Annotated in this window: 21 protein-coding genes; 9 read left to right on the forward strand and 12 right to left on the reverse strand. The window is 71.7% G+C overall.

What is annotated here, in order from left to right; all coding sequences use genetic code 11:
• The first annotated feature begins 84 nt into the window (after positions 1–84).
• Together DN051_RS14035 and DN051_RS14040 are read left to right on the forward strand one after the other, a co-directional pair.
• On the forward strand, positions 85–1,026 hold the full coding sequence (locus tag DN051_RS14035) for a DUF4097 family beta strand repeat-containing protein (RefSeq protein WP_112442261.1): 942 nt from the start codon (positions 85–87) through the stop codon (positions 1,024–1,026).
• 1 nt (position 1,027) lies between these two features.
• Positions 1,028–2,089, forward strand: coding sequence for a PadR family transcriptional regulator (locus tag DN051_RS14040; RefSeq protein ID WP_053757326.1), 1,062 nt, complete (start codon positions 1,028–1,030; stop codon positions 2,087–2,089).
• 117 nt (positions 2,090–2,206) lie between these two features.
• Here DN051_RS14040 and DN051_RS14045 read toward each other — a convergent pair whose 3' ends face one another.
• From DN051_RS14045 to DN051_RS14060, 4 genes are all read right to left on the reverse strand, one after another.
• On the reverse strand, positions 2,207–2,770 hold the full coding sequence (locus DN051_RS14045) for a Clp protease N-terminal domain-containing protein (protein ID WP_112438821.1): 564 nt from the start codon (positions 2,768–2,770) through the stop codon (positions 2,207–2,209).
• The gene (locus DN051_RS14050) at positions 2,770–2,979 is read right to left on the reverse strand and encodes an HTH domain-containing protein (protein ID WP_053757328.1); all 210 of its coding nucleotides are present in this window, start codon (positions 2,977–2,979) and stop codon (positions 2,770–2,772) included. Before DN051_RS14050 ends, DN051_RS14045 begins: the two co-directional genes overlap by 1 nt.
• A gap of 130 nt (positions 2,980–3,109) precedes the next feature.
• Positions 3,110–4,075: a zinc-binding dehydrogenase gene (locus DN051_RS14055; RefSeq protein WP_053757329.1), complete on the reverse strand. Its 966-nt coding sequence runs from the start codon at positions 4,073–4,075 to the stop codon at positions 3,110–3,112.
• Positions 4,076–4,394: 319 nt separating this feature from the next.
• A complete protein-coding gene (locus DN051_RS14060; RefSeq protein WP_053757330.1) occupies positions 4,395–5,615 on the reverse strand; it encodes an NAD(P)-dependent malic enzyme in 1,221 nt (406 codons plus the stop codon).
• 552 nt (positions 5,616–6,167) lie between these two features.
• Here DN051_RS14060 and DN051_RS14070 point away from each other — a divergent pair.
• The 3 genes from DN051_RS14070 to DN051_RS14080 are packed head-to-tail and all read left to right on the forward strand — an operon-like array spanning position 6,168 to position 8,913.
• Complete coding sequence (locus tag DN051_RS14070) at positions 6,168–7,130, forward strand: ABC transporter substrate-binding protein (RefSeq protein ID WP_053757331.1); 963 nt, start codon at positions 6,168–6,170, stop codon at positions 7,128–7,130.
• A 41-nt stretch (positions 7,131–7,171) separates the two neighbouring features.
• Complete coding sequence (locus DN051_RS14075; protein WP_112438822.1) at positions 7,172–8,110, forward strand: amino acid ABC transporter permease; 939 nt, start codon at positions 7,172–7,174, stop codon at positions 8,108–8,110.
• Positions 8,107–8,913 (forward strand): amino acid ABC transporter ATP-binding protein, encoded by an 807-nt coding sequence (locus tag DN051_RS14080; RefSeq protein WP_053757333.1) that lies wholly within the window; start codon positions 8,107–8,109, stop codon positions 8,911–8,913. The genes DN051_RS14075 and DN051_RS14080 overlap by 4 nt, the downstream gene beginning before the upstream one ends.
• Before the next feature lie 88 nt (positions 8,914–9,001).
• On the opposite strand, the gene DN051_RS14085 is transcribed toward DN051_RS14080, so the two are convergent.
• Positions 9,002–9,772: a class I SAM-dependent methyltransferase gene (locus DN051_RS14085; protein WP_112438823.1), complete on the reverse strand. Its 771-nt coding sequence runs from the start codon at positions 9,770–9,772 to the stop codon at positions 9,002–9,004.
• A 113-nt stretch (positions 9,773–9,885) separates the two neighbouring features.
• Here DN051_RS14085 and DN051_RS14090 point away from each other — a divergent pair, with 113 nt between their 5' ends.
• Entirely contained in the window at positions 9,886–10,515 is a 630-nt protein-coding gene (locus DN051_RS14090; RefSeq protein ID WP_053757335.1) for a CGNR zinc finger domain-containing protein, read from the forward strand.
• Here DN051_RS14090 and sodX read toward each other — a convergent pair.
• Positions 10,419–10,850 carry a nickel-type superoxide dismutase maturation protease gene (gene sodX / locus DN051_RS14095; protein WP_053757393.1) on the reverse strand — a complete coding sequence of 144 codons (432 nt, stop codon included), beginning with the start codon at positions 10,848–10,850 and terminating at the stop codon, positions 10,419–10,421. The two genes, DN051_RS14090 and sodX, sit on opposite strands and share 97 nt — an antisense overlap.
• 145 nt (positions 10,851–10,995) lie before the next feature.
• Between sodX and sodN the strand changes: the two genes are divergently transcribed.
• A complete protein-coding gene (sodN, locus tag DN051_RS14100; RefSeq protein WP_020136639.1) occupies positions 10,996–11,391 on the forward strand; it encodes a superoxide dismutase, Ni in 396 nt (131 codons plus the stop codon).
• Between the two features lie 177 nt (positions 11,392–11,568).
• Complete coding sequence (locus DN051_RS14105) at positions 11,569–12,312, forward strand: VOC family protein (RefSeq protein ID WP_112438824.1); 744 nt, start codon at positions 11,569–11,571, stop codon at positions 12,310–12,312.
• A gap of 59 nt (positions 12,313–12,371) precedes the next feature.
• Here the strand turns inward: DN051_RS14105 and DN051_RS14110 are convergent, their stop codons facing one another.
• The 4 genes from DN051_RS14110 to DN051_RS14125 all read right to left on the reverse strand — a co-directional run bounded on the left by DN051_RS14110 (position 12,372) and on the right by DN051_RS14125 (position 14,983).
• Positions 12,372–13,610 carry an RNA polymerase sigma factor gene (locus DN051_RS14110; protein ID WP_112438825.1) on the reverse strand — a complete coding sequence of 413 codons (1,239 nt, stop codon included), beginning with the start codon at positions 13,608–13,610 and terminating at the stop codon, positions 12,372–12,374.
• 8 nt (positions 13,611–13,618) lie between these two features.
• Positions 13,619–14,032, reverse strand: coding sequence for a YciI family protein (locus tag DN051_RS14115; protein WP_053757338.1), 414 nt, complete (start codon positions 14,030–14,032; stop codon positions 13,619–13,621).
• A 109-nt stretch (positions 14,033–14,141) separates the two neighbouring features.
• The gene (locus DN051_RS14120; protein ID WP_053757339.1) at positions 14,142–14,372 is read right to left on the reverse strand and encodes a hypothetical protein; all 231 of its coding nucleotides are present in this window, start codon (positions 14,370–14,372) and stop codon (positions 14,142–14,144) included.
• A 26-nt stretch (positions 14,373–14,398) separates the two neighbouring features.
• Positions 14,399–14,983, reverse strand: coding sequence for a dihydrofolate reductase family protein (locus tag DN051_RS14125; RefSeq protein WP_053757340.1), 585 nt, complete (start codon positions 14,981–14,983; stop codon positions 14,399–14,401).
• A gap of 118 nt (positions 14,984–15,101) precedes the next feature.
• On the opposite strand from DN051_RS14125, the gene DN051_RS14130 reads away from it, so the two are divergent.
• A complete protein-coding gene (locus tag DN051_RS14130; RefSeq protein ID WP_112438826.1) occupies positions 15,102–15,692 on the forward strand; it encodes a TetR/AcrR family transcriptional regulator in 591 nt (196 codons plus the stop codon).
• Between the two features lie 212 nt (positions 15,693–15,904).
• Here the strand turns inward: DN051_RS14130 and DN051_RS14135 are convergent, their stop codons facing one another.
• Positions 15,905–17,038 carry a family 2 encapsulin nanocompartment cargo protein polyprenyl transferase gene (locus DN051_RS14135; RefSeq protein WP_112438827.1) on the reverse strand — a complete coding sequence of 378 codons (1,134 nt, stop codon included), beginning with the start codon at positions 17,036–17,038 and terminating at the stop codon, positions 15,905–15,907.
• A 118-nt stretch (positions 17,039–17,156) separates the two neighbouring features.
• Positions 17,157–18,563, reverse strand: coding sequence for a family 2B encapsulin nanocompartment shell protein (locus tag DN051_RS14140; RefSeq protein ID WP_053757342.1), 1,407 nt, complete (start codon positions 18,561–18,563; stop codon positions 17,157–17,159).
• Positions 18,564–18,824: the final 261 nt, after the last annotated feature.

Raw genomic sequence — 18,824 nt, forward strand, 5'->3', positions numbered from 1 at the left:
TGTCTTACGGGAGACGCGATATGACGTGTCGTGTCCGTCCGTCCGGTCCCGCCCGCGGCCCGGCAGGTCGAGGAGGTCAGCACGATGTCCGAATGGTCCGTCGCCGAGCCGAGCAAGCTCACCTTCGACGAACCCTTGAGCGAACTCCAGGTGCGCATCGTCAACGGAACGGTGAACGTGGTGGGGACCGACGAGGGTTCCGCCCGCCTGGAGGTCGGCGAGATCGAGGGGCCGCCGCTGCTGGTCACCCGGCAGGGCGGCACGCTCACCGTGGCGTACGAGGACCTGCCCTGGAAGGGCTTCCTGAAGTGGCTCGACCGCAAGGGCTGGCGGCGCAGCGCCGTGGTCACACTGGCCGTGCCGGCCGCCACCCGGGTCGAGGTGGGTGTGGTCGGCGCCGCCGCCGTGGTCTCCGGCATCGAGGGACGGGCGGAGGTGAAGGGCGTCTCCGGGGACACGACCCTCGTGGGACTCTCCGGCCCGGTCCGCGCCGACACCGTCTCGGGCAGCGTGGAGGCGCAGGCCCTCTCGGGCGACCTGCGCTTCAACTCCGTCTCGGGTGACCTGACGGTGGTCGAGGGCGCGGGGTCCTCGGTGCGGGCCGACTCGGTCAGCGGCTCGATGATCGTCGACCTGGACCCGACGGGCGGCCCCACCGACATCAGCCTGAACAGCGTCTCCGGCGAGATCGCGATCCGGCTGCCGCATCCGGCGGACGCGGAGGTGGAGGCCAACACCGCGAGCGGCACGGTCTCCAACGCCTTCGAGGATCTGCGGGTGACGGGTCAGTGGGGGGCGAAGCGGATCACGGGCCGCCTCGGCTCGGGCAGCGGCCGGCTGAAGGCCACGACGGTATCCGGCTCCATCGCCCTGCTGCGGCGCCCGCCGTCGCAGGACGGGCCGTGGGACGGCGCGCCGGACGGACCGCGGCGGGAACCGGGGGAGAATTCGGCGTCCGGCCAGGACGTCAGGACGACCACACCCGACGCCCCGGCCGACGGTACGACCGACAAGAAGGTGCTCTGACATGCCTCCCGTCTTCGCCCACGGCCGCCTGCGTCTCTACCTGCTGAAACTGCTGGACGAGGCCCCGCGCCACGGCTACGAGGTGATCCGCCTCCTGGAGGAGCGCTTCCAGGGGCTGTACGCGCCGTCGGCGGGCACGGTCTACCCGCGCCTCGCCAAGCTGGAGGCCGAGGGCCTGGTCACACACACCACCGAGGGCGGCCGCAAGGTGTACGCCATCACGGACGCGGGCCGCGCCGAACTGGCCGACCGCAGCGGTGAACTGGCCGATCTGGAGCTGGAGATCCGCGAGTCGGTGGCGGAGCTGGCAGCCGAGATCCGCGCCGACGTACGCGGCGCGGCGGGCGACCTGCGGCGCGAGATGCGGGCCGCGGCGACCGAGGCCCGCACCGGCACCGACGGCCGCGGCACCGCCGGGGACTCCGCAGGCCAGGGCGGCTTCGGCGGTTACGGCGACAGCGAGGCCTGGCGCGCCGCCAAGGAGGAGATGCGCCGCGTGAAGCAGGAGTGGAAGGAGCAGGCCCGGCGCGCCAAGGACGAGAGCCGCCGGGCGCGCGAGGAGGCCCAGCGGGCCCGGCACCAGGCCAAGGAGGCGCAGGACCGTGCGCGGGCCCAGGCGACGGAGGAGGTGCAGCGCATCGCGCAGCGGGTCCAGGAACAGGTGCAGGACCACTTCTCGCGGGGCGACTGGCCCACGGGCGTACGCGAGGGCCTGACGGAACTCGCCAAGGAGTTCGGCGACTTCGGCAAGCACTTCGGGGAGGACTTCGGCAAGGACTTCGGCTTCGGCCGCGGCGGCGCCGACAAGCCGGCCCCGGGACCGGACCGTGCGGCGGAGCCGCGGGACGTCCCGGCCGACCCCGAGCCGGCCTGGGCGCACGACGACGCCTCCACGGGCGACCCCGCCCGCGACCTGGACCGTCTGCTGGACCGCTTCCGCGACGACATCCGCGACGCGGCCCGCGACAACGGCGTCACCCCGGCCCAGCTCCGCGACGCCCGACGCCATCTGTCCACGGCGGCGGCCCACATCGGAGTGCTTCTGCGCTCCCCGAAGCAGTAGGCCCGCCCCTCGCGTCCCGCCGGTCGGCCTCGCGGCGACGGCCGCGCCCGGCCGCGCGGCCGAAGCCCGCCGGCGGGCCGGCCGTCCCCGGGCCGCCGGCCCGGGGCGAAGCCCCCGTCAGCCCGCCTCGACCTCTCCCCCGCCGTCCAGCACCCGCGTGACCGTGTCGTACGTGACCCCGTGGTCCGCGAGCACCTCCGCGGCGACGCCCGGCCGGGAGGCGAGGGCGAGGAGGATGTGCTCGTCCCCGATGTGGCGGTCCCGGCGGGCGACGGCGATGCGCAGGGACCTCTCCAGTACGTCCTTGGCGTCCCGGCCGAAGGAACCGCCCCCGGACCACCGCCCCCGGTCCTCGCGCTTCCCCGACATGGCGCCCACGCCGTGCGCCTCCTCCACCCGCGAGACGATCTCCGCGACGTCGATGCCCAGTCCGGCCAGGGCGTCCGTGTCCGCCTGCGACAGCCCGGCGCGGCGGCGGGCCTCGTCCAGTGCCCGCGTCACCGACCCGGCACGCCCGGACAGCCCCAGTTCGGCCAGCGCGAAAGCGCCCCGGCCCTCGCCCCGGTCGAGCAGCGCCAGCAGCAGGTGCTCGGCCTCGACGGTCCCCGTCTCCGTGCTCTCGCGGTGCGCGACGGCCCCCTTGACCACGGCGCGGGCGTCCTTCGTGAACCGTTCGAACATCATCGCCTCCCGTACTTCTTGTGCACGGCCTGCCTGCTCACGCCGAGTTCCGCGGCGATCTCCTGCCACGACCAGCCCTGATTGCGCGCGTTGCGCACCTGGACGGCCTCCAACTGCTCCAGCAGCCGCCGCAGCGCGGCGACCGCGCGCAGTCCGATCCGCGGATCGCGGTCACCGGCCCGCTCGGCGAGTTCCGTAGCTTCCGTCATGCATGTCAACCTACGTTGACGTCAGTCATCCGTCAACCCCAGTTGACATGACGAACGGCCGGCCCGGAAATCCGGACCGGCCGTCGTACGACCCGAGGAGCAGCGGCCGCCGCGGCGGCGGCCGGCCGCGTCAGCCGTTGGTGAGCACGATCTTCCCGAACTGCTCGCCCGCCGCCATGCGTTCGAAGCCCTCCCGGGCCCGGTCCATCGGCAGCTCGTCGTCGATGACGGGGCGCACCCCCGTGGCGGCGCAGAAGGACAGCAGGTCCTCCAGCTCCTCCTTGGTCCCCATCGTGGACCCGACGACCTTCAGCTCCAGGAAGAAGATGCGGGTGAGTTCGGCGTGCGAGGGCCGGTCGCCGCTGGTGGCGCCGGAGATGACCAGCGTGCCGCCGGGCCGCAGGGACTTCACCGAGTGCGACCAGGTGGCCGCTCCCACCGTCTCGATCACCGCGTCCACCCGCTGCGGCAGCCGCGCGCCCGCCTCCAGCGCCTCGACGGCGCCCAGTTCGAGGGCCCGCTTCCGCTTGGCCTCGTCCCGGCTGGTCGCGAAGACCCGCAGCCCGGCCGCCTTGGCGAGCACGATCGCCGCGGTGGCGACACCGCCGCCGGCGCCCTGCACCAGGACGGAGTCCCCCGGCCGTACACCGGCGTTGGTGAACAGCATCCGGTACGCCGTCAGCCAGGCGGTCGGCAGACAGGCGGCCTCCGCGAAGGACAGCTCCTTCGGCTTGGGCAGGACGTTCCAGGTCGGCACCGCGACCTGCTCGGCGAACGTGCCCTGGTAACGCTCGGTCAGGATCGAGCGCGGCTCCTTCGGGCCGACGCCGTGGCCGGTCTGGCCGATGACGGAGTGCAGGACGACCTCGTTGCCGTCCTCGTCGACACCGGCGGCGTCGCAGCCGAGGATCATCGGCAGCCGGTCCTCCGCGAGACCGACGCCGCGCAGGGACCAGAGGTCGTGGTGGTTGAGGGAGGCGGCCCTGACGTCGACGACGCTCCAGCCCGGCCGGGCCTCGGGGGCGGGGCGCTCCCCCGACTCCAGGCCGGTGAGTGGCTGGTCGCGGTCGATCCGGGCGGCGTAGACAGCGAACATGGGCCCGACGATAGGGTCCGCGTCCGCCCCGCGGAACCGTACGGCCCTGTGACCAATGCCCTCTTGTCACCCGCGGGCGCCGGACACCCGCGCCACCGAGGGGCCACCGGCAGTCGGCCGACGGGCGGCCGGCCGGGGCCTCGCCGTGGCCCGCGCGGGCCACTTCGCGAGTCGCTCCGGAGATTCCCGCCCGCCGCGCGACGCGCTGCGGGCGACGACGCGGTCCGCCGGACGGCCCCGGCACGACCACCCGAACGGACGCGGCCGGGCGGACAGGCGAACGGCCCCGTCCTCGGTGGACGGGGCCGTCGACCGGACGTCAGCGGCGTGCCACGCCCTCGGCCCGTGCCGCCGCGGCGACCGCGGCCGTCACGGCGGGAGCGACCCGCTCGTCGAACGGTGAGGGAATGACGTAGTCGGCCGCGAGGTCGTCACCGACCACACCGGCCAGCGCCTCGGCCGCCGCGATCTTCATGCCCTCGGTGATCCGGGAGGCCCGGACCTGGAGCGCCCCCGCGAAGATGCCGGGGAAGGCGAGCACGTTGTTGATCTGGTTGGGGAAGTCCGACCGCCCGGTCGCCACGACCGCCGCGTACTTGTGCGCGACCTCGGGGTGCACCTCGGGGTTCGGGTTGGCCATGGCGAAGACGAACGCGCCCTCCGCCATCGAGGCCACCGCCTCCTCCGCCACCGTGCCGCCGGAGACCCCGATGAAGACGTCCGCGCCCTCCAGGGCCGCCTCCAGCGATCCGGAGAACCCGGCCTTGTTGGTGAACCCGGCCAGCTCCCGCTTGACCGGCGTCAGGTCCTCCCGGTCGGCCGAGACGACGCCCTTGCGGTCGGCGACCGCGACATCGCCGATGCCGGCCTCGACCAGCATCCTGGCGATCGCGACACCCGCCGCTCCGGCGCCCGAGATGACGGCCCGCAGATCGCCGAGCCCCTTCCCGGTCAGCCGCGCGGCGTTGCGCAGCGCGGCCAGCGTCACGACCGCCGTGCCGTGCTGGTCGTCGTGGAAGACCGGGATGTCGAGCCGCTCCTGGAGCTTGCGCTCGATCTCGAAGCACCGCGGTGCCGAGATGTCCTCCAGGTTCACGCCGCCGAAGGAGGGCGCGAGCCGGACCACGGTCTCGACGATCTCGTCCACGTCGGTGCACGCCAACGCGATCGGCACGGCGTCCACGCCGCCGAACTGCTTGAACAGGATCGCCTTGCCCTCCATCACCGGGAGGGAGGCCTCGGGTCCGATGTCACCGAGCCCGAGCACGGCCGTGCCGTCGGTCACGACGGCGACGACGGACGACTTCCACGTGTAGTCGTGGACGAGTTCCGGCCGCTCGGCGATCGCGGTGCACACCTTCGCGACGCCGGGCGTGTACGCCAGGGACAGATCTTCCTTGTCGCGGACCGGCACGGTGGCCTGCACGGCCATCTTGCCGCCGCGGTGCAGCGCGAACGCCGGATCGATGGAATCGAGGGGCTCCGCCCCTCCCTCCTCCGTATTGCCGTCGCTGCGAGGATTGACGATCTCCGCTGCCACTTTGTTTGACCCCTTAAGTCTTCAAGGTTTGAGGGTTGACCACTCCTGGTGAGGGGTGGGCGGGCACCGCGCACGGCCCAGGTGAGTGATGCGTACGGGCACATACGCGACGGGCGCGCCGCACACGCGCCCTGAGCCCCGGATGAGGGGTGTAAAGAACCTTCTTACCCGACGGAGGGTGTCAGCGACGAGTCCGCAGAGCGAAGGTCACATGCCAGTGACATGACTCATGCCCGAATATGGGGACAGGGGCTCGACAAACCGGCGCAGACCGCTCAACGAACGCCCTGCCTCGACTATCGAACATCCACATTCTGGGACGGACCGGAGATCTTGCGGCCGGAATGGATGATTCCCGCAGAAGCTCCGGTCGGGATGTCCCGGAGTGGTGCGGTTCGAGGGTCACTCGTTATCCGATTTTGACATGACGCTTCGCCTGAGTGGTCGAGTCCGAATGGCAAGATGCGGTAATCACACGAGGTCGCGACACCCGAAGCTGTGTGTTCTCGTCGACCCATCGGCAACTCCACCCATCCGCCGGAGGAACCCACAATGACCGCCAGCTCCACCCGTCGTACGACCGCCGCGCGTTCCCGGCTAGCCGCGGTCGGTGCGATCGCGGTCGCCGGTGCCCTGCTTCTCACCGGCTGCGGTGACCAGACGGAGAACAACGGCTCGGACGGCACCGACACCGCGTCCAAGAGCTCGGCTCCGCTGGCCGACAAGCTGCCGCAGGAGATCCGCGACAAGGGCGTCATCAAGGTCGGTTCGGACATCGCCTACGCGCCGGTCGAGTTCAAGGACGACTCCGGCAAGACGGTGGGCATCGACCCCGACCTCGCCGCCGCCATGGGCAAGCAGCTCGGCGTGACGTTCCAGTTCGAGAACGGCACCTTCGACACCCTCATCACCGGTCTGCGCTCCAAGCGCTACGACATCGCCATGTCCGCGATGACCGACACCAAGGACCGCCAGGAGGGCGTCGACTCCGACACCGGCAAGAAGGTCGGTGAGGGCGTCGACTTCGTGGACTACTTCACCGCCGGTGTCTCGATCTACACCAAGAAGGGTGACGACCAGGGCATCAAGACCTGGTCCGACCTGTGCGGCAAGAAGATCGTGGTGCAGCGCGGCACGGTCTCCGAGGACCTCGCCAAGGCCGAGGCGAAGAACTGCCCCAAGGGTGAGAAGCTCAGCATCGAGGCCTTCGACAACGACCAGCAGGCCCAGACCCGCCTGCGCGCGGGCGGCGCCGACGCCGGCTCCTCCGACTTCCCGGTCGCCGCGTACGCCGTGCAGACGTCCGGCGGCGGCAACGACTTCGAGCTGGTCGGCGAGCAGGTCGAGGCCGCGCCGTACGGCATCGCGGTCGCCAAGTCCAACGCCGAGCTGCGCGACGCCCTCCAGGCCGCCCTGGATGCGATCATCGCGAACGGCGAGTACGACAAGATCATAAAGAAGTGGGGCGTCGAGGACGGCGCCGTCGACAAGGCCACCATCAACGGCGGCAAGTGATCGCCGGGTCAGCGACCGGCGATCACTGAAAGGCAACACCCGTGACTGTTGACATCGACAAGACGACGGGGCCGGCCGGCACACCCCCGGCCGGACCGGAGGCCATCAAGGCCATCCCGGTCCGGCACTACGGGCGGTACGTCACCGCCGTCGTCGCGCTCGCGCTGTTCGGCGCGGTCGTCTACGCGTTCTCCCAGGGCAAGATCAACTGGGGTGCGATCCCGGACTACTTCTTCGACGACCGCGTCCTCAGCGGTGTGGGCAAGACGCTCCTGCTGACCGTGCTGTCCATGGCGATCGGCATCTTCGGCGGCATCCTGCTCGCCGTCATGCGCCTGTCGAAGAACCCGGTGACCTCGTCCATCGCGTGGTTCTACATCTGGTTCTTCCGCGGCACCCCGGTCCTGGTCCAGCTCATCGTCTGGTTCAACCTGGGCCTGGTCTTCGAGTTCATCAACCTCGGGCCGTTCTACCGGGACGAGTGGTCGGACTTCATGACCCCGTTCCTGACCGCGCTGCTCGGCCTCGGTCTGAACGAGGCCGCGTACATGGCGGAGATCTGCCGTGCCGGTCTGCTCGCGGTCGACGAGGGCCAGACCGAGGCGTCGCACGCGCTGGGCATGAGCCACGCCAAGACGCTGCGCCGGATCGTCATCCCGCAGGCGATGCGCGTGATCGTGCCGCCCACGGGCAACGAGGTCATCAACATGCTGAAGACGACCTCGCTGGTGTCGGTCGTCCAGTACTCGGAGTTGCTGCGTGTCGCCCAGGACATCGGCCAGACCTCCGGCGCCCCGGCCGAGATGCTCTTCCTGGCCGCGGCCTGGTACCTGCTGCTGACCTCGGTCTTCAGCGTCGGCCAGTACTACCTGGAGAGGTACTACGCCCGCGGTTCGAGCCGCTCGCTGCCGCCGACGCCGATGCAGAAGATCAAGGCCAACATGTTCTCCTTCGGCCGCCCGAAGGGAGGCGTGGCATGACCGAGAAGCCCAGCAAGACGGACGAGCCCGTGAAGCACTCCACCGTTCCGATGGTCAAGTCCGAGGGCGTGCACAAGTCCTTCGGTCACGTCGAGGTCCTCAAGGGCATCGACCTGGAGGTGAAGACCGGCGAGGTGTTCTGCCTCATCGGCCCCTCCGGTTCCGGCAAGTCGACCTTCCTCCGGTGCATCAACCACCTGGAGAAGATCAACGCCGGACGGCTGTACGTCGACGGCGAGCTCGTCGGCTACCGCCAGAAGGGCGACAAGCTGTACGAGCTGAAGGACAGCGAGGTCGCGATCAAGCGGCGCGACATCGGCATGGTCTTCCAGCGCTTCAACCTCTTCCCGCACATGACGGCGGTGGAGAACATCATCGAGGCGCCGATCCAGGTCAAGGGCACCAGCAGGGCCCAGGCCCGGGAGCGGGCGCTGGAGCTGCTGGACCGGGTGGGTCTGGCCGACAAGGCGGGCAACTACCCCTCGCAGCTCTCCGGCGGCCAGCAGCAGCGTGTCGCCATCGCCCGGGCCCTCGCCATGGACCCGAAGCTGATGCTGTTCGACGAGCCGACGTCGGCGCTGGACCCGGAGCTGGTCGGTGACGTCCTCGACGTCATGCGCGACCTCGCCGAGTCCGGCATGACCATGATCGTCGTCACCCACGAGATGGGCTTCGCCCGCGAGGTCGGCGACAGCCTGGTCTTCATGGACGGCGGCGTGGTGGTCGAGTCCGGCAACCCGCGTGACGTGCTGACCGACCCGCAGCACGAGCGGACGCAGGCGTTCCTGTCCAAGGTGCTCTGACGGCGGACACGGCGAAGGGGCGGTACGGCTTTCCGTACCGCCCCTTCGCCGTGCCGCGGCCCGGCCCGGCCAAGCCGCCGCGTCCGGCCTACCGCAGCGCGAGCAGGAGCGTGTCGGACGGCGAGCACCACACCGGGCGCGCCTCGGCGAAGCCCTTCTCGCGCAGGACGCGCGCGTGCCACGCGGCGGAGGGCATGTCGCCGTCGGCGTGCTCCCCGTAGATCTCGAACCGGCGGGCGGTGGGCCCGGCGAGCACCGGGTCCTGGGCGGCGAGCTGCCACCACTCGGCCCAGTCGACGGCTCCGGCCTGCCGGGCCCGGTCCATGCGCGCGTGCCGCCGGGCGCGCTCGGCGGCGTTGATCCGGGGCGTGGTCTCGTCGATCATGTGGTCGGCGTTCATGAAGACGCCACCGGGCCGGACGAGTCCGGCGAGCCGGCCGTAGAGCGCCTCCAGGGGCCCGGTGTGCAGCCAGTGGAGGGCCGTGGCCGTGAGGACGGCGTCGTACGACTCGTGGGGCAGGAGCGCGGGCCAGTCGGGGGCCTTGAGGTCGGCCTCGACGAGCGTGACGCGGTCGTCGCCCGCGAAGGTGCCGCGGGCGATGGCGAGCAGCGCGGGGTCGAGGTCGACGCCGGTGCTGGTGGCCCCGGGGAAGCGGTCGAGGAGGCGGGCGGTGATGCTGCCGGTGCCGCAGGCGAGGTCGAGGACGCGCGGCCGGTCGCCGACAAGGGCCTCGACCATGTCGAGCATGACCCTGAAGCGCTCCTCCCGGTCGGGCATGTACCACTCCTGCTGCCGGTCCCAGCCGGCCTGCCAGGCCTGCCAGTCGGTACCGGTGCCGGTGGTGTCCGTGTCCGTCATTCGCGACCCTCCGTGACGCTCGTCGCACAACGCGATGCGTAATACCCTGGAAGCACGATCATCTGTTACCTGACCGCATGCACGACCATAGAGCGCCTCCGTAAGGACTACAAGTGGAACTGGCCTATTACTCGGACTACGCCGTACGTCTCGTGAACAGCGAGGAACCGGCCCGGGGCAAGGACTCGCTGACCTCCGTGGACGCCGTGCGCGATCTCTTCGGCGGGAACCAGTCGGCGGCCCGTCGTGCCGCCGAGGCGGACGTGACGCGGTTCCGCTCGGTGCGCGCCCGGCTGCGCGCGGTCTTCGAGGCGGCCGACGGCGGCGACGAGACGCTCGCGGTGGACCTGCTCAACTCCCTGCTCCTGGAGTTCCCGGTCAGCCCGCAGATCTCCGGGCACGACTTCCGCGACGACGACGGCCGCCCGCTGTGGCACATGCACCTGGCGGACCACCCGTCCAACGCGACCGCCGGCTACGCGGCCATCGCCGCGATGGGCCTCGCCTTCCACCTGACGGAGTACGGCGTCGACCGTCTGGGCCTGTGCGAGGCGTCCCCGTGCCGCAACGCCTATCTCGACACCTCGACCAACCGCTCCCGGCGCTACTGCTCCGACCGCTGCGCCACCCGCGCCAACGTGGCCGCCTACCGCGCCCGCAAACGCCTGGAGGCCGACCGGTCGGACAGCACGGGCCGGGCCGCCGACAGGGCCCAGGCCGCCACCGCCAGCGGCGAGCGCTGACCGGGCCGCCGCGGCCGGTAACGGAAGCGCACCCGCCCGAGGACAAGGTCCTCCGGCACGGTGCCGTAGTCGGTGCTGTCACCGCCCGCGTACGCGTTGTCCCCGAGCACCCACCAGCCGCCCTCGCGGCGCTCCGCGACCCGCTTCACGACCAGCAGGTCCTGCTGGAAGGGATGACGCAGCACGACCACGTCCCCCGGCCGGATCCGAGCGCCGTAACGCACCACGAGCCGGTCCCCGTGGTACAGCGTGGGCACCATGGAAGGACCGGTCACCTCGGCCAGCCCGTACGGCAACGACCCCCCGCGCTGGGTCTCCTGCGACAGCTCCGGCATCGCCGGCACCTCCCCGGTTCGTTCCTCCACCAGTCTCAGTCTGACCCCGGACTTTTGTCCTAAGCCCATGGGGGCACTCGCGAAATCCCGTCCCTCAGGGAGTAATGTCCCACCTGAGAAGACGATCACGAGGGAGGAATGCTCCATGCTTTCCCGCCTGTTTGCCCCCAAGGTCAAGGTCAGCGCACACTGCGACCTTCCCTGCGGTGTGTACGACCCTGCCCAGGCCCGCATCGAGGCGGAGTCGGTGAAGGCCGTCCAGGAGAAGATGGCCGCCAACGACGACCCGCACTTCCAGGCGCGCGCCACCGTCATCAAGGAGCAGCGCGCCGAGCTTGCCAAGCACCACGTCTCGGTCCTTTGGAGCGACTACTTCAAGCCCCCGCACTTCGAGAAGTACCCGGAGCTGCACCAGCTGGTCAACGACACGCTGAAGGCTCTTTCCGCCGCCAAGGCTTCGACCGACCCGGCGACGGGCCAGAAGGCCCTGGACTACATCGCCCAGATCGACAAGATCTTCTGGGAGACGAAGAAGGCTTGATCTTCGATCATGCCGTTTGACCTGCGATTGCTCCGGTCGTCCGGTCCTCCGGCCCGCACCCGGCCCCGCTGAAGGGTCCGGGTGCGGTCTTTTTTTGCCCGGCGGGCGGGACGGGGCGATCGCCGAGCGGAGAGAACCGCCCCGGCTCCCGTACGCCCGCGATCTACGATCGCGGCCATGACCATCCGCTGGACGTACGCCTTCATCGACCGGCCCGTCGAACTCCTCGGCCCGGCCCAGGACTTCTGGACGGCCGTCACCGGCACCCGGCTGTCCGCGCCCCGGGGCGCCCACCAGGAGTTCGTGACGCTGCTGCCCGGCGCCGGGGCGGACGCCTGCGTGAAGGTCCAGGGGGTCGGCGGCGGGGACGGCGGGGCGCATCTCGACTTCTCCGTCGAGGACGTGCCGGAGTTCGTCGCCTCGGCCCGGCGGCTCGGGGCCGGGCCGGTCGCCGAGCACGAGGGGTGGGCCGTGCTGCGTTCACCCGCGGGGCAGCTGTTCTGCGCCGTGCCCTGGAGCGGGGAGTCGGCGCGCCCGCCCGTGGTGCGCGGCAGCCGCCTGGACCAGGTGTGCGTGGACGTACCGCCTTCGTCCTACGACGTCGAAGTCGCGTTCTGGAGCGGACTGCTGGACGACTGGGATTCCCGGCCGGGCTCGCTGCCCGAGTTCCACGCGGTCACACCGCCGGCCGGGCTGCCCGTACGGCTGCTGCTGCAGCGCCTGCGCGCCGAACGGCCGCCCTCCGCCCACCTCGACCTCGCCTGCGCGGACGTCGGGTCGACCCGCGCCGAGCACGAGCGGCTGGGCGCACGGCCGGTGTCGCGCGGCGCCCACTGGTCGGTGATGCGGGACCCGGCGGGCGGCACGTACTGCCTGACCGAGCGGGACCCGGAGACGGGCGGGCCGCCCACCCGGCGCTGAGCGCGCGGGCGTGCGGCACGGGGCTGCCGTCCACGGCGCCCGGCCGTAACGGACAGCCCTTAGGGCCTCAGCCGGGCCGCTCTGCCGCGCAGGTACCGCTGCTCGGGCAGGCTGAGCGTGCCGGCCGCCGCCGACTCGTAGGCGGCGCGGGCGGCCTCGTGGTCACCCGCCCGCTCCAGGAGATGGGCGCGCACCGCGTCCAGCCGGTGCCGCATACCGGCCGGAGCGCCGGCCGGTTCCGCGAGCCGGTCCAGTTCGGTGAGCCCCGCGCGCGGACCGTGGACCATGGCGAGGGCCACGGCGCGGTTGAGGCGTTCGGCGGGACCGGGCACGAGCCGCACCAGCACGTCGTACAGCCCGAGGATCTCCCGCCAGTCCGTCGCCTCGGCGGACGGGGCCTCGTCGTGCACCGCGGCGATGGCCGCCCGCAGTTGGTACGGGCCCGGGCGGCCCCCGCCCAGTGCCCGGGTGACCAGGAAGACGCCCTCCTCGATCGCCGCCTTGTCCCAGCGGCCGCGGTCCTGTTCGTCGAGCGGGACGAGCTCGCCGTGGGGTCCGGTACGCGCGTCCCGGCGGGCGTCGGTGAGCAGCATCAGCGCGAGCAGGCCGGCCACCTCGCCGTGGTCGGGCAGCAGGCGTCGGACCGTACGGGTGAGCCGGATCGCCTCGCCCGCGAGCTCGCGCCGCTGGAGCGCGGGACCGGACGTCGCCGTGTAGCCCTCGTTGAAGACGAGGTAGAGGGTGTGCAGGACGGCCGGGAGCCGGTCCTCCCAGTGGTCGGGCCGGCCGAAGCGGACACCGCGCACCTTCTGCTTGGCCCGGCTGATCCGCTGCGCCATGGTCGCCTCGGGGACCAGGCAGGCGCGGGCGATCTCCGCCGTGGTCAGTCCGCCGACCGCCCGCAGGGTGAGCGCGATCTGCGCGGGCGGCGTCAGGTCCGGGTGGCAGCACAGGAACAGCAGCGTGAGGGTGTCGTCCTCGCGCGGGGCGCGGTCGGTTCCGGGCGGCGGGGCGGTGAAGGCGTCACGCGGGGTGAGCGCCGCCGCCCGCTCCTCGCGCTGCCGGCGCGCCTGTTCACTGCGCAGCGCGTCGGTCAGCCGCCGTGCGGCGACCCTGATGAGCCAGCCGCGCGGATTGCCGGGCACGCCGTCCGACGGCCACCGGTCCGCCGCGGCGAGCAGGGCCTCCTGCACGGCGTCCTCGGCGGCGTCGAAGTGCCCGTACCGCCGCACGACGGCGCCGAGGACCTGCGGCGCGTGCCGGCGCAGCAGGTCCTCGATCTCGTCCGTACGGTTCATCGGGTGGTTCAGATGTCCCCGGCGCCGTCCAGGATGGGCCGGATCACCACCGGGTAGTCGGGGGCGCCCGCGGGCTGCGGGCAGCGCGCCACCCGGTCCGCGATCTCCGTGACGCGCTCCAGGCTCCGGCACTCCAGGACCCAGTAGCCGGCCAGCATCTCCTTCGTCTCGCCGTACGGCCCGTCGGTGATCACGGTCGTTCCGTCCGCGCCGAGGGTGACGAGGCGGGTCCGGTCGGGCTCGGCGAGCCCCTGACCGTCGACCAGCTCACCGGACTCGGCGAGGTCGTCGTTGATCGCGTTCATATGGGCGTACATGGCCTGGAGGTCCTCCTGGTTCCAGGCCGGGGACTGCTGCGAACCCTTGCCCTGCATCGCGTCGTAGTCCGCCTGGGTGCCCTGCACCATCACGAGGTACTTCATGACTCCGCTCCTTCGGTTCCGCCGCCTTCCACGGGCGGCTTCCACGGGGGACGTCGGAGCCGGGTCCGGATTCTCGACATCGGTGCCGGAGATTTCTCCGGGGCGCGGTTCAGGACTTCTCGGCCTCGCTCACCCGGTGGGGCTCCTTCGCCTCCGGCGCGGCGGCGGGCCGCTCCTCGACGGGCTCGGCGTCGCCGCTCTCGGCGTGTGTCGCGCAGTCGGGGTTCCGGCACGGGCCCGGCACCCACTTCGGCACCCACGCGCCCAGTGTCTTGTACCGCCGGACGATCGTTTCGACGGGCTGTCCGCAGACGGGACAGTCGTGCTGTGCGCTGTCCATGTCCTCAGAGTAGGGCGAAGGGCGACTCAGCGCTTCCTTCTGTACGTCCGCACGATGATGCCGTTGCCGAACGTGCGCGTGGCCCCCGGCTCGAAGGCGTGGACGGCGGATCCGGAGCCGAACATCGGCATGCCGTCGCCGAGCACGACCGGGTAGGTCTTGACGACGAGTTCGTCGACCTCGTCGATCAGTTCGCCGGCGAGCCGCGAGCCGCCGCACAGGTAGATGTCGAACCCGCTGTCCTCCGCCTTCAGTTGCCGGACCCTGCCGACCGGATCGTCCGCGACGATCTCGACGCCGGGATCGGGCGACTCCCCGAGGGTGCGCGAGGCGACGTACTGGCGCAGATGGGCGTACGGGCTGGTGATGCCCTCCTTCAGGGCGAGGTCGTAGCTGCCGCGGCCCTGGATGATCGTGTCGAACCGCTTGTTCGGCACGTCGTCCACGCCGAGTGCGCGGCGCCCCTGCGTCGGCAGGGTGTCGGGGTGCTCCGTCGTGAGGTACTCCAGGAACTCCGGGTCCACCAGGCCGAGCATGGCGGAGGCGTCGCCCTCCGGGTCACCGATGAACCCGTCGATGGAGCAGGCGATGTAGTACACGAGCTTTCGCAAGCCGATCCCTTTCCGTAGGCTGCGTCCCGTCCGTTGACCACTCCAGTTGTAGTACTCCAGACGTAGTGGTTGCAAGGGCGTTTCCGAGGCACGAGTCAAGTGGGAGAGGGGATTCCGGATGGCCGGCAATCCTGAACGCAGGGCGGCGCTGGTCGACGCCGGGGTCGAGGTCCTGGCCCGGGAGGGCGCCCGCGGGCTGACCTTCCGCGCCGTGGACGCCGCGGCGGGCGTGCCCGTGGGCACCGCCTCCAACTACTTCACCGCCCGCGACGACCTGCTGCGCCAGATCGACGACCGGCTGCACCGGCGACTCGCCCCGGACCCCGATGTGCTCGCCGAACTGATGAAGGCGCCGAAGGACCGCTCGCTGGTGGTGGCCCTCATGCACGACCTGATCGGCCGGGTGACCCTGGACCGCACGGGCTACCTGGCCCTGCTGGAACTGCGCCTCGAAGCCACCCGGCGCCCCGAACTGCGCGAGTCGTACACCACGTCGGTCCGCGGCGATCTGGAGCACGGCATGCGGTTCCACCGCGAGGCCGGGCTGCCCGGCGGCGACGAGACCGTGACGGTGCTCTATCTCGCGATGCAGGGCCTGATCGTCGAGCACCTGACCCTGCCGGGGGTGCTGGACGGCGTCCTGCCCGGAGTCGGCGTCCCGGAGGAACTGACCGAGCGGATCGTACGGTTGGTGGTACCGGAGAAGTGACGGCGGCGGGCTCCTGATCGGCGAAGTGACGGCCGCGGCCTCCTGGCCGACGGCGACTGCCGGCCCCGCCATCGAGCGGTGGGCGCCGTACATGCATGAGGCGGGCCCCGCACACCGTGGGGAAGTGCGGGACCCGCCGGGCCGGAGCCCTCGGGGACGGGCGGGTCAGGAACCGCTCGCCCCGGTGGCTCCGGGGTCCTTCGGTGCGGCGCTCAGCTGCTGCGCCGCGTCACGAACTCCGCGAGCGCGAGCAGGCCGCCGGCCGCCTCCGGGTCCGGGATCGCCCGGGACAGTTCGTGCATCGCCCGTGCCATCCGGTCCGACGCCTGGGCCTGCGCCCAGTCGCGTCCGCCGGCCCGCTCCACGGCCAGCACGGTCGGCTCCAGATCCCCGCCGTCGTACGGGGCCTCGTACAGCTCGGCGAGTTCGACGGCGGCCGGTGTCCCCGAGGTCAGCGCGGCGACCACCGGCAACGATTTCTTGCGGGCGGCGAGGTCCGCGCCGGCCGGTTTGCCGGTGCGGCTCGGGTCGCCCCATATGCCGATGACGTCGTCGATGAGCTGGAAGGCCAGCCCGGCCTCACGGCCGAACGCGTCCACCGCCTCCACATCGGCCGCGGACGCCCCGGCGTACAGCGCGCCCACGGCGCAGGCGCACCCCAGCAGCGCGCCCGTCTTGGCCTCGGCCATGGCGAGCACCTGGTCGAGCGTGACGTCCGCGGGGCCGCGGCGCTCCATCGCCGTGTCCACCTGCTGGCCCTCGCACAGTTCGACGACGCAGGCGGCGAGCCGGACCGCCGCCGCGCCGGCCGCCGGGTGCGGATCCTGCGCGAGCAGGCGCTGGGCGAGCGCCTGGAGGGCGTCCCCGGCCAGGATGGCGTCCGGGACGCCGAACACCGTCCACGCGGTGGACCGGTGCCGGCGGGTGGTGTCCCGGTCCATCACGTCGTCGTGCAGCAGGGTGAAGTTGTGGACCAGCTCCACCGCCACGGCCGCCCGGACGGCCGCCGCCCTGGCCCCGGGCCCGCCGAGCGCGGCGGCGGTGGTCAGCACCAGGGCGGGGCGGATCGCCTTGCCCGCGTTGCCCGCCGCGGGTGTGCCGTCGGCGTGCTCCCAGCCGAAGTGGTAGCGCGCGACCCGGCGCATGCCGTCGGGCAGCGACTCGATCGCGGCGCGCAGCTCGGGGTCGACCGACGCCCGGGTGCGCTCCAGAATCACCCCGGCCTCGGGGCCGTCGAGCGGCAGCGGCCCGCTGTCCGTGTCGGTGGCGATGGAATGCCGCCCTTCGAGCGTCCCGACCGGACGCCGCTCGGCGTCCGTCAGTGACTGGGTGATGGACTCGGTCATGGGATCGGGGTCCCCCCTCGGAGAGTCGGCGGACGGTGGCGCTTCCGCTCCGGTCGGGCGCGTACCCCGAGGTGTACCCGCCCGGACGGGCGGGGACACGACGTGCCTTCCGGCCAGGTCACCGCCAGCGGCCGATCTCGACGTTCTCCAGCACGCCGAGCGCGTCCGGGACGAGGACCGCGGCCGAGTAGTAGGCCGTCACCAGGTACTTGATGATGGCCTGTTCGTTGATGCCCATGAACCGCACGGACAGACTCGGCTCGATCTCGTCCGGCAGCCCGGACTGCCGCAGACCGATGACGCCCTGCTCGGCCTCGCCCAGACGCATCGCGATGATGGAGGTCGTACGGGCCTCGGTGACCGGGATCTTGTTGCACGGGTAGATGGGGACGCCGCGCCAGGTGGGGATGCGGTTGCCGCCGACGTCGATCGTCTCCGGCACCAGCCCCCGCTTGTTGAGTTCGCGGCCGAACGCGGCGATCGCACGCGGGTGGGCGAGGAACATCTTGGTGCCGCGGCGCCGGCTGAGCAGCTCGTCCATGTCGTCCGGGCCGGGCACGCCGTCGTGCGGCTGGATCCGCTGGTCGTACTCGCAGTTGGTCAGCAGGCCGAACTCGCGGTTGTTGACCAGCTCGTGCTCCTGGCGCTCCTTCAGCGCCTCGACGGTGAGCCGGAGTTGCTGCTCGGTCTGGTTCATCGGCTGGTTGTAGAGGTCGGCGACACGCGAATGGATGCGCAGCACGGTCTGGGCGACGCTCAGTTCGTACTCACGGGGGCGGGCCTCGTAGTCCACGAAGGTGTGCGGGATGTCGGGCTCGCCGGAGTGGCCGGCCGCGAGGTCGATCGCCTTCTCGCCGTATTTGTTGGTGCGCTGCTGCGGGATCGCCCGGAGCTGTTCGAGGTGCTCGCGCAGCGTGTCGGAGCGCTCCGCGATCTGCTCGGCATCCCGCCGGGACAGGACGAGCACGGTGCAGGGGGTGATGGCGCGGGCCGTGAACTCCCAGATGGCGTCCGGGTCGAGCAGGGCCTGGTCGCCGAGGTAGGCGCCGTCGGCGAGGACCCCGAGGCTCTCGTCGCTGCCGTACGGGCCGGTGCCGATCTTCTCCACCCTGCCGTGCGCCAGCAGATAGACCTCGTCCGCCTGGTTGCCGAAGTCGGCGATCACCTCACCCGCGGCGATCTCGCGCTGCTCGCAGCGCTGGGCCAGTTCGGCCAGAACCTCCTCGTCCTCGTACGACCGCAGCGCCGGCAGCTCGCCCAGCTCCGCGGGGATGACCTCGACCCGGTCGCCGGTCTTCACGAAGGTGATGCGTCCGTCGCCCACCGCGTAACTGAGCCGCCGGTTCACGCGGTACGTGCCGCCCTGGACGTCCGTCCACGGCAGCATGCGCAGCAGCCAGCGTGAGCTGATCTCCTGCATCTGGGGTACGGACTTGGTCGTGGTGGCCAGGTTCCGCGCGGCCGCCGTGCCGAGGCTCTGCTGCGGCTTGGTCTGCTCCGCACGGACCTCTTCGCCTACCGACATAAGGAATTGCCCTCCCGGTCATGCCCTGGCCGCCTGTGCGCCGGGCACCGATCTCCGCGAGCAAAGCCTTCCATCACGCACAGTGCTGGTGCTATTACCCGAAAGAGCGGGAATGGATCAGGAGCCGTTGGGCACGAACGCGGTTTTCGTCCAGTGGTGCGCGGCGCCCGCGCGCCTGACCGATTCGGCTCGCACGCTGCGCGAACCAGTGTCCCCGGCGATCCGGCCCCCCGGGCGGGTGCCGCCACGCCCGGGCGACAA

The organism is Streptomyces cadmiisoli (assembly GCF_003261055.1).
In the GTDB taxonomy this organism is placed as follows: Bacteria; Actinomycetota; Actinomycetes; order Streptomycetales; family Streptomycetaceae; genus Streptomyces; species Streptomyces cadmiisoli.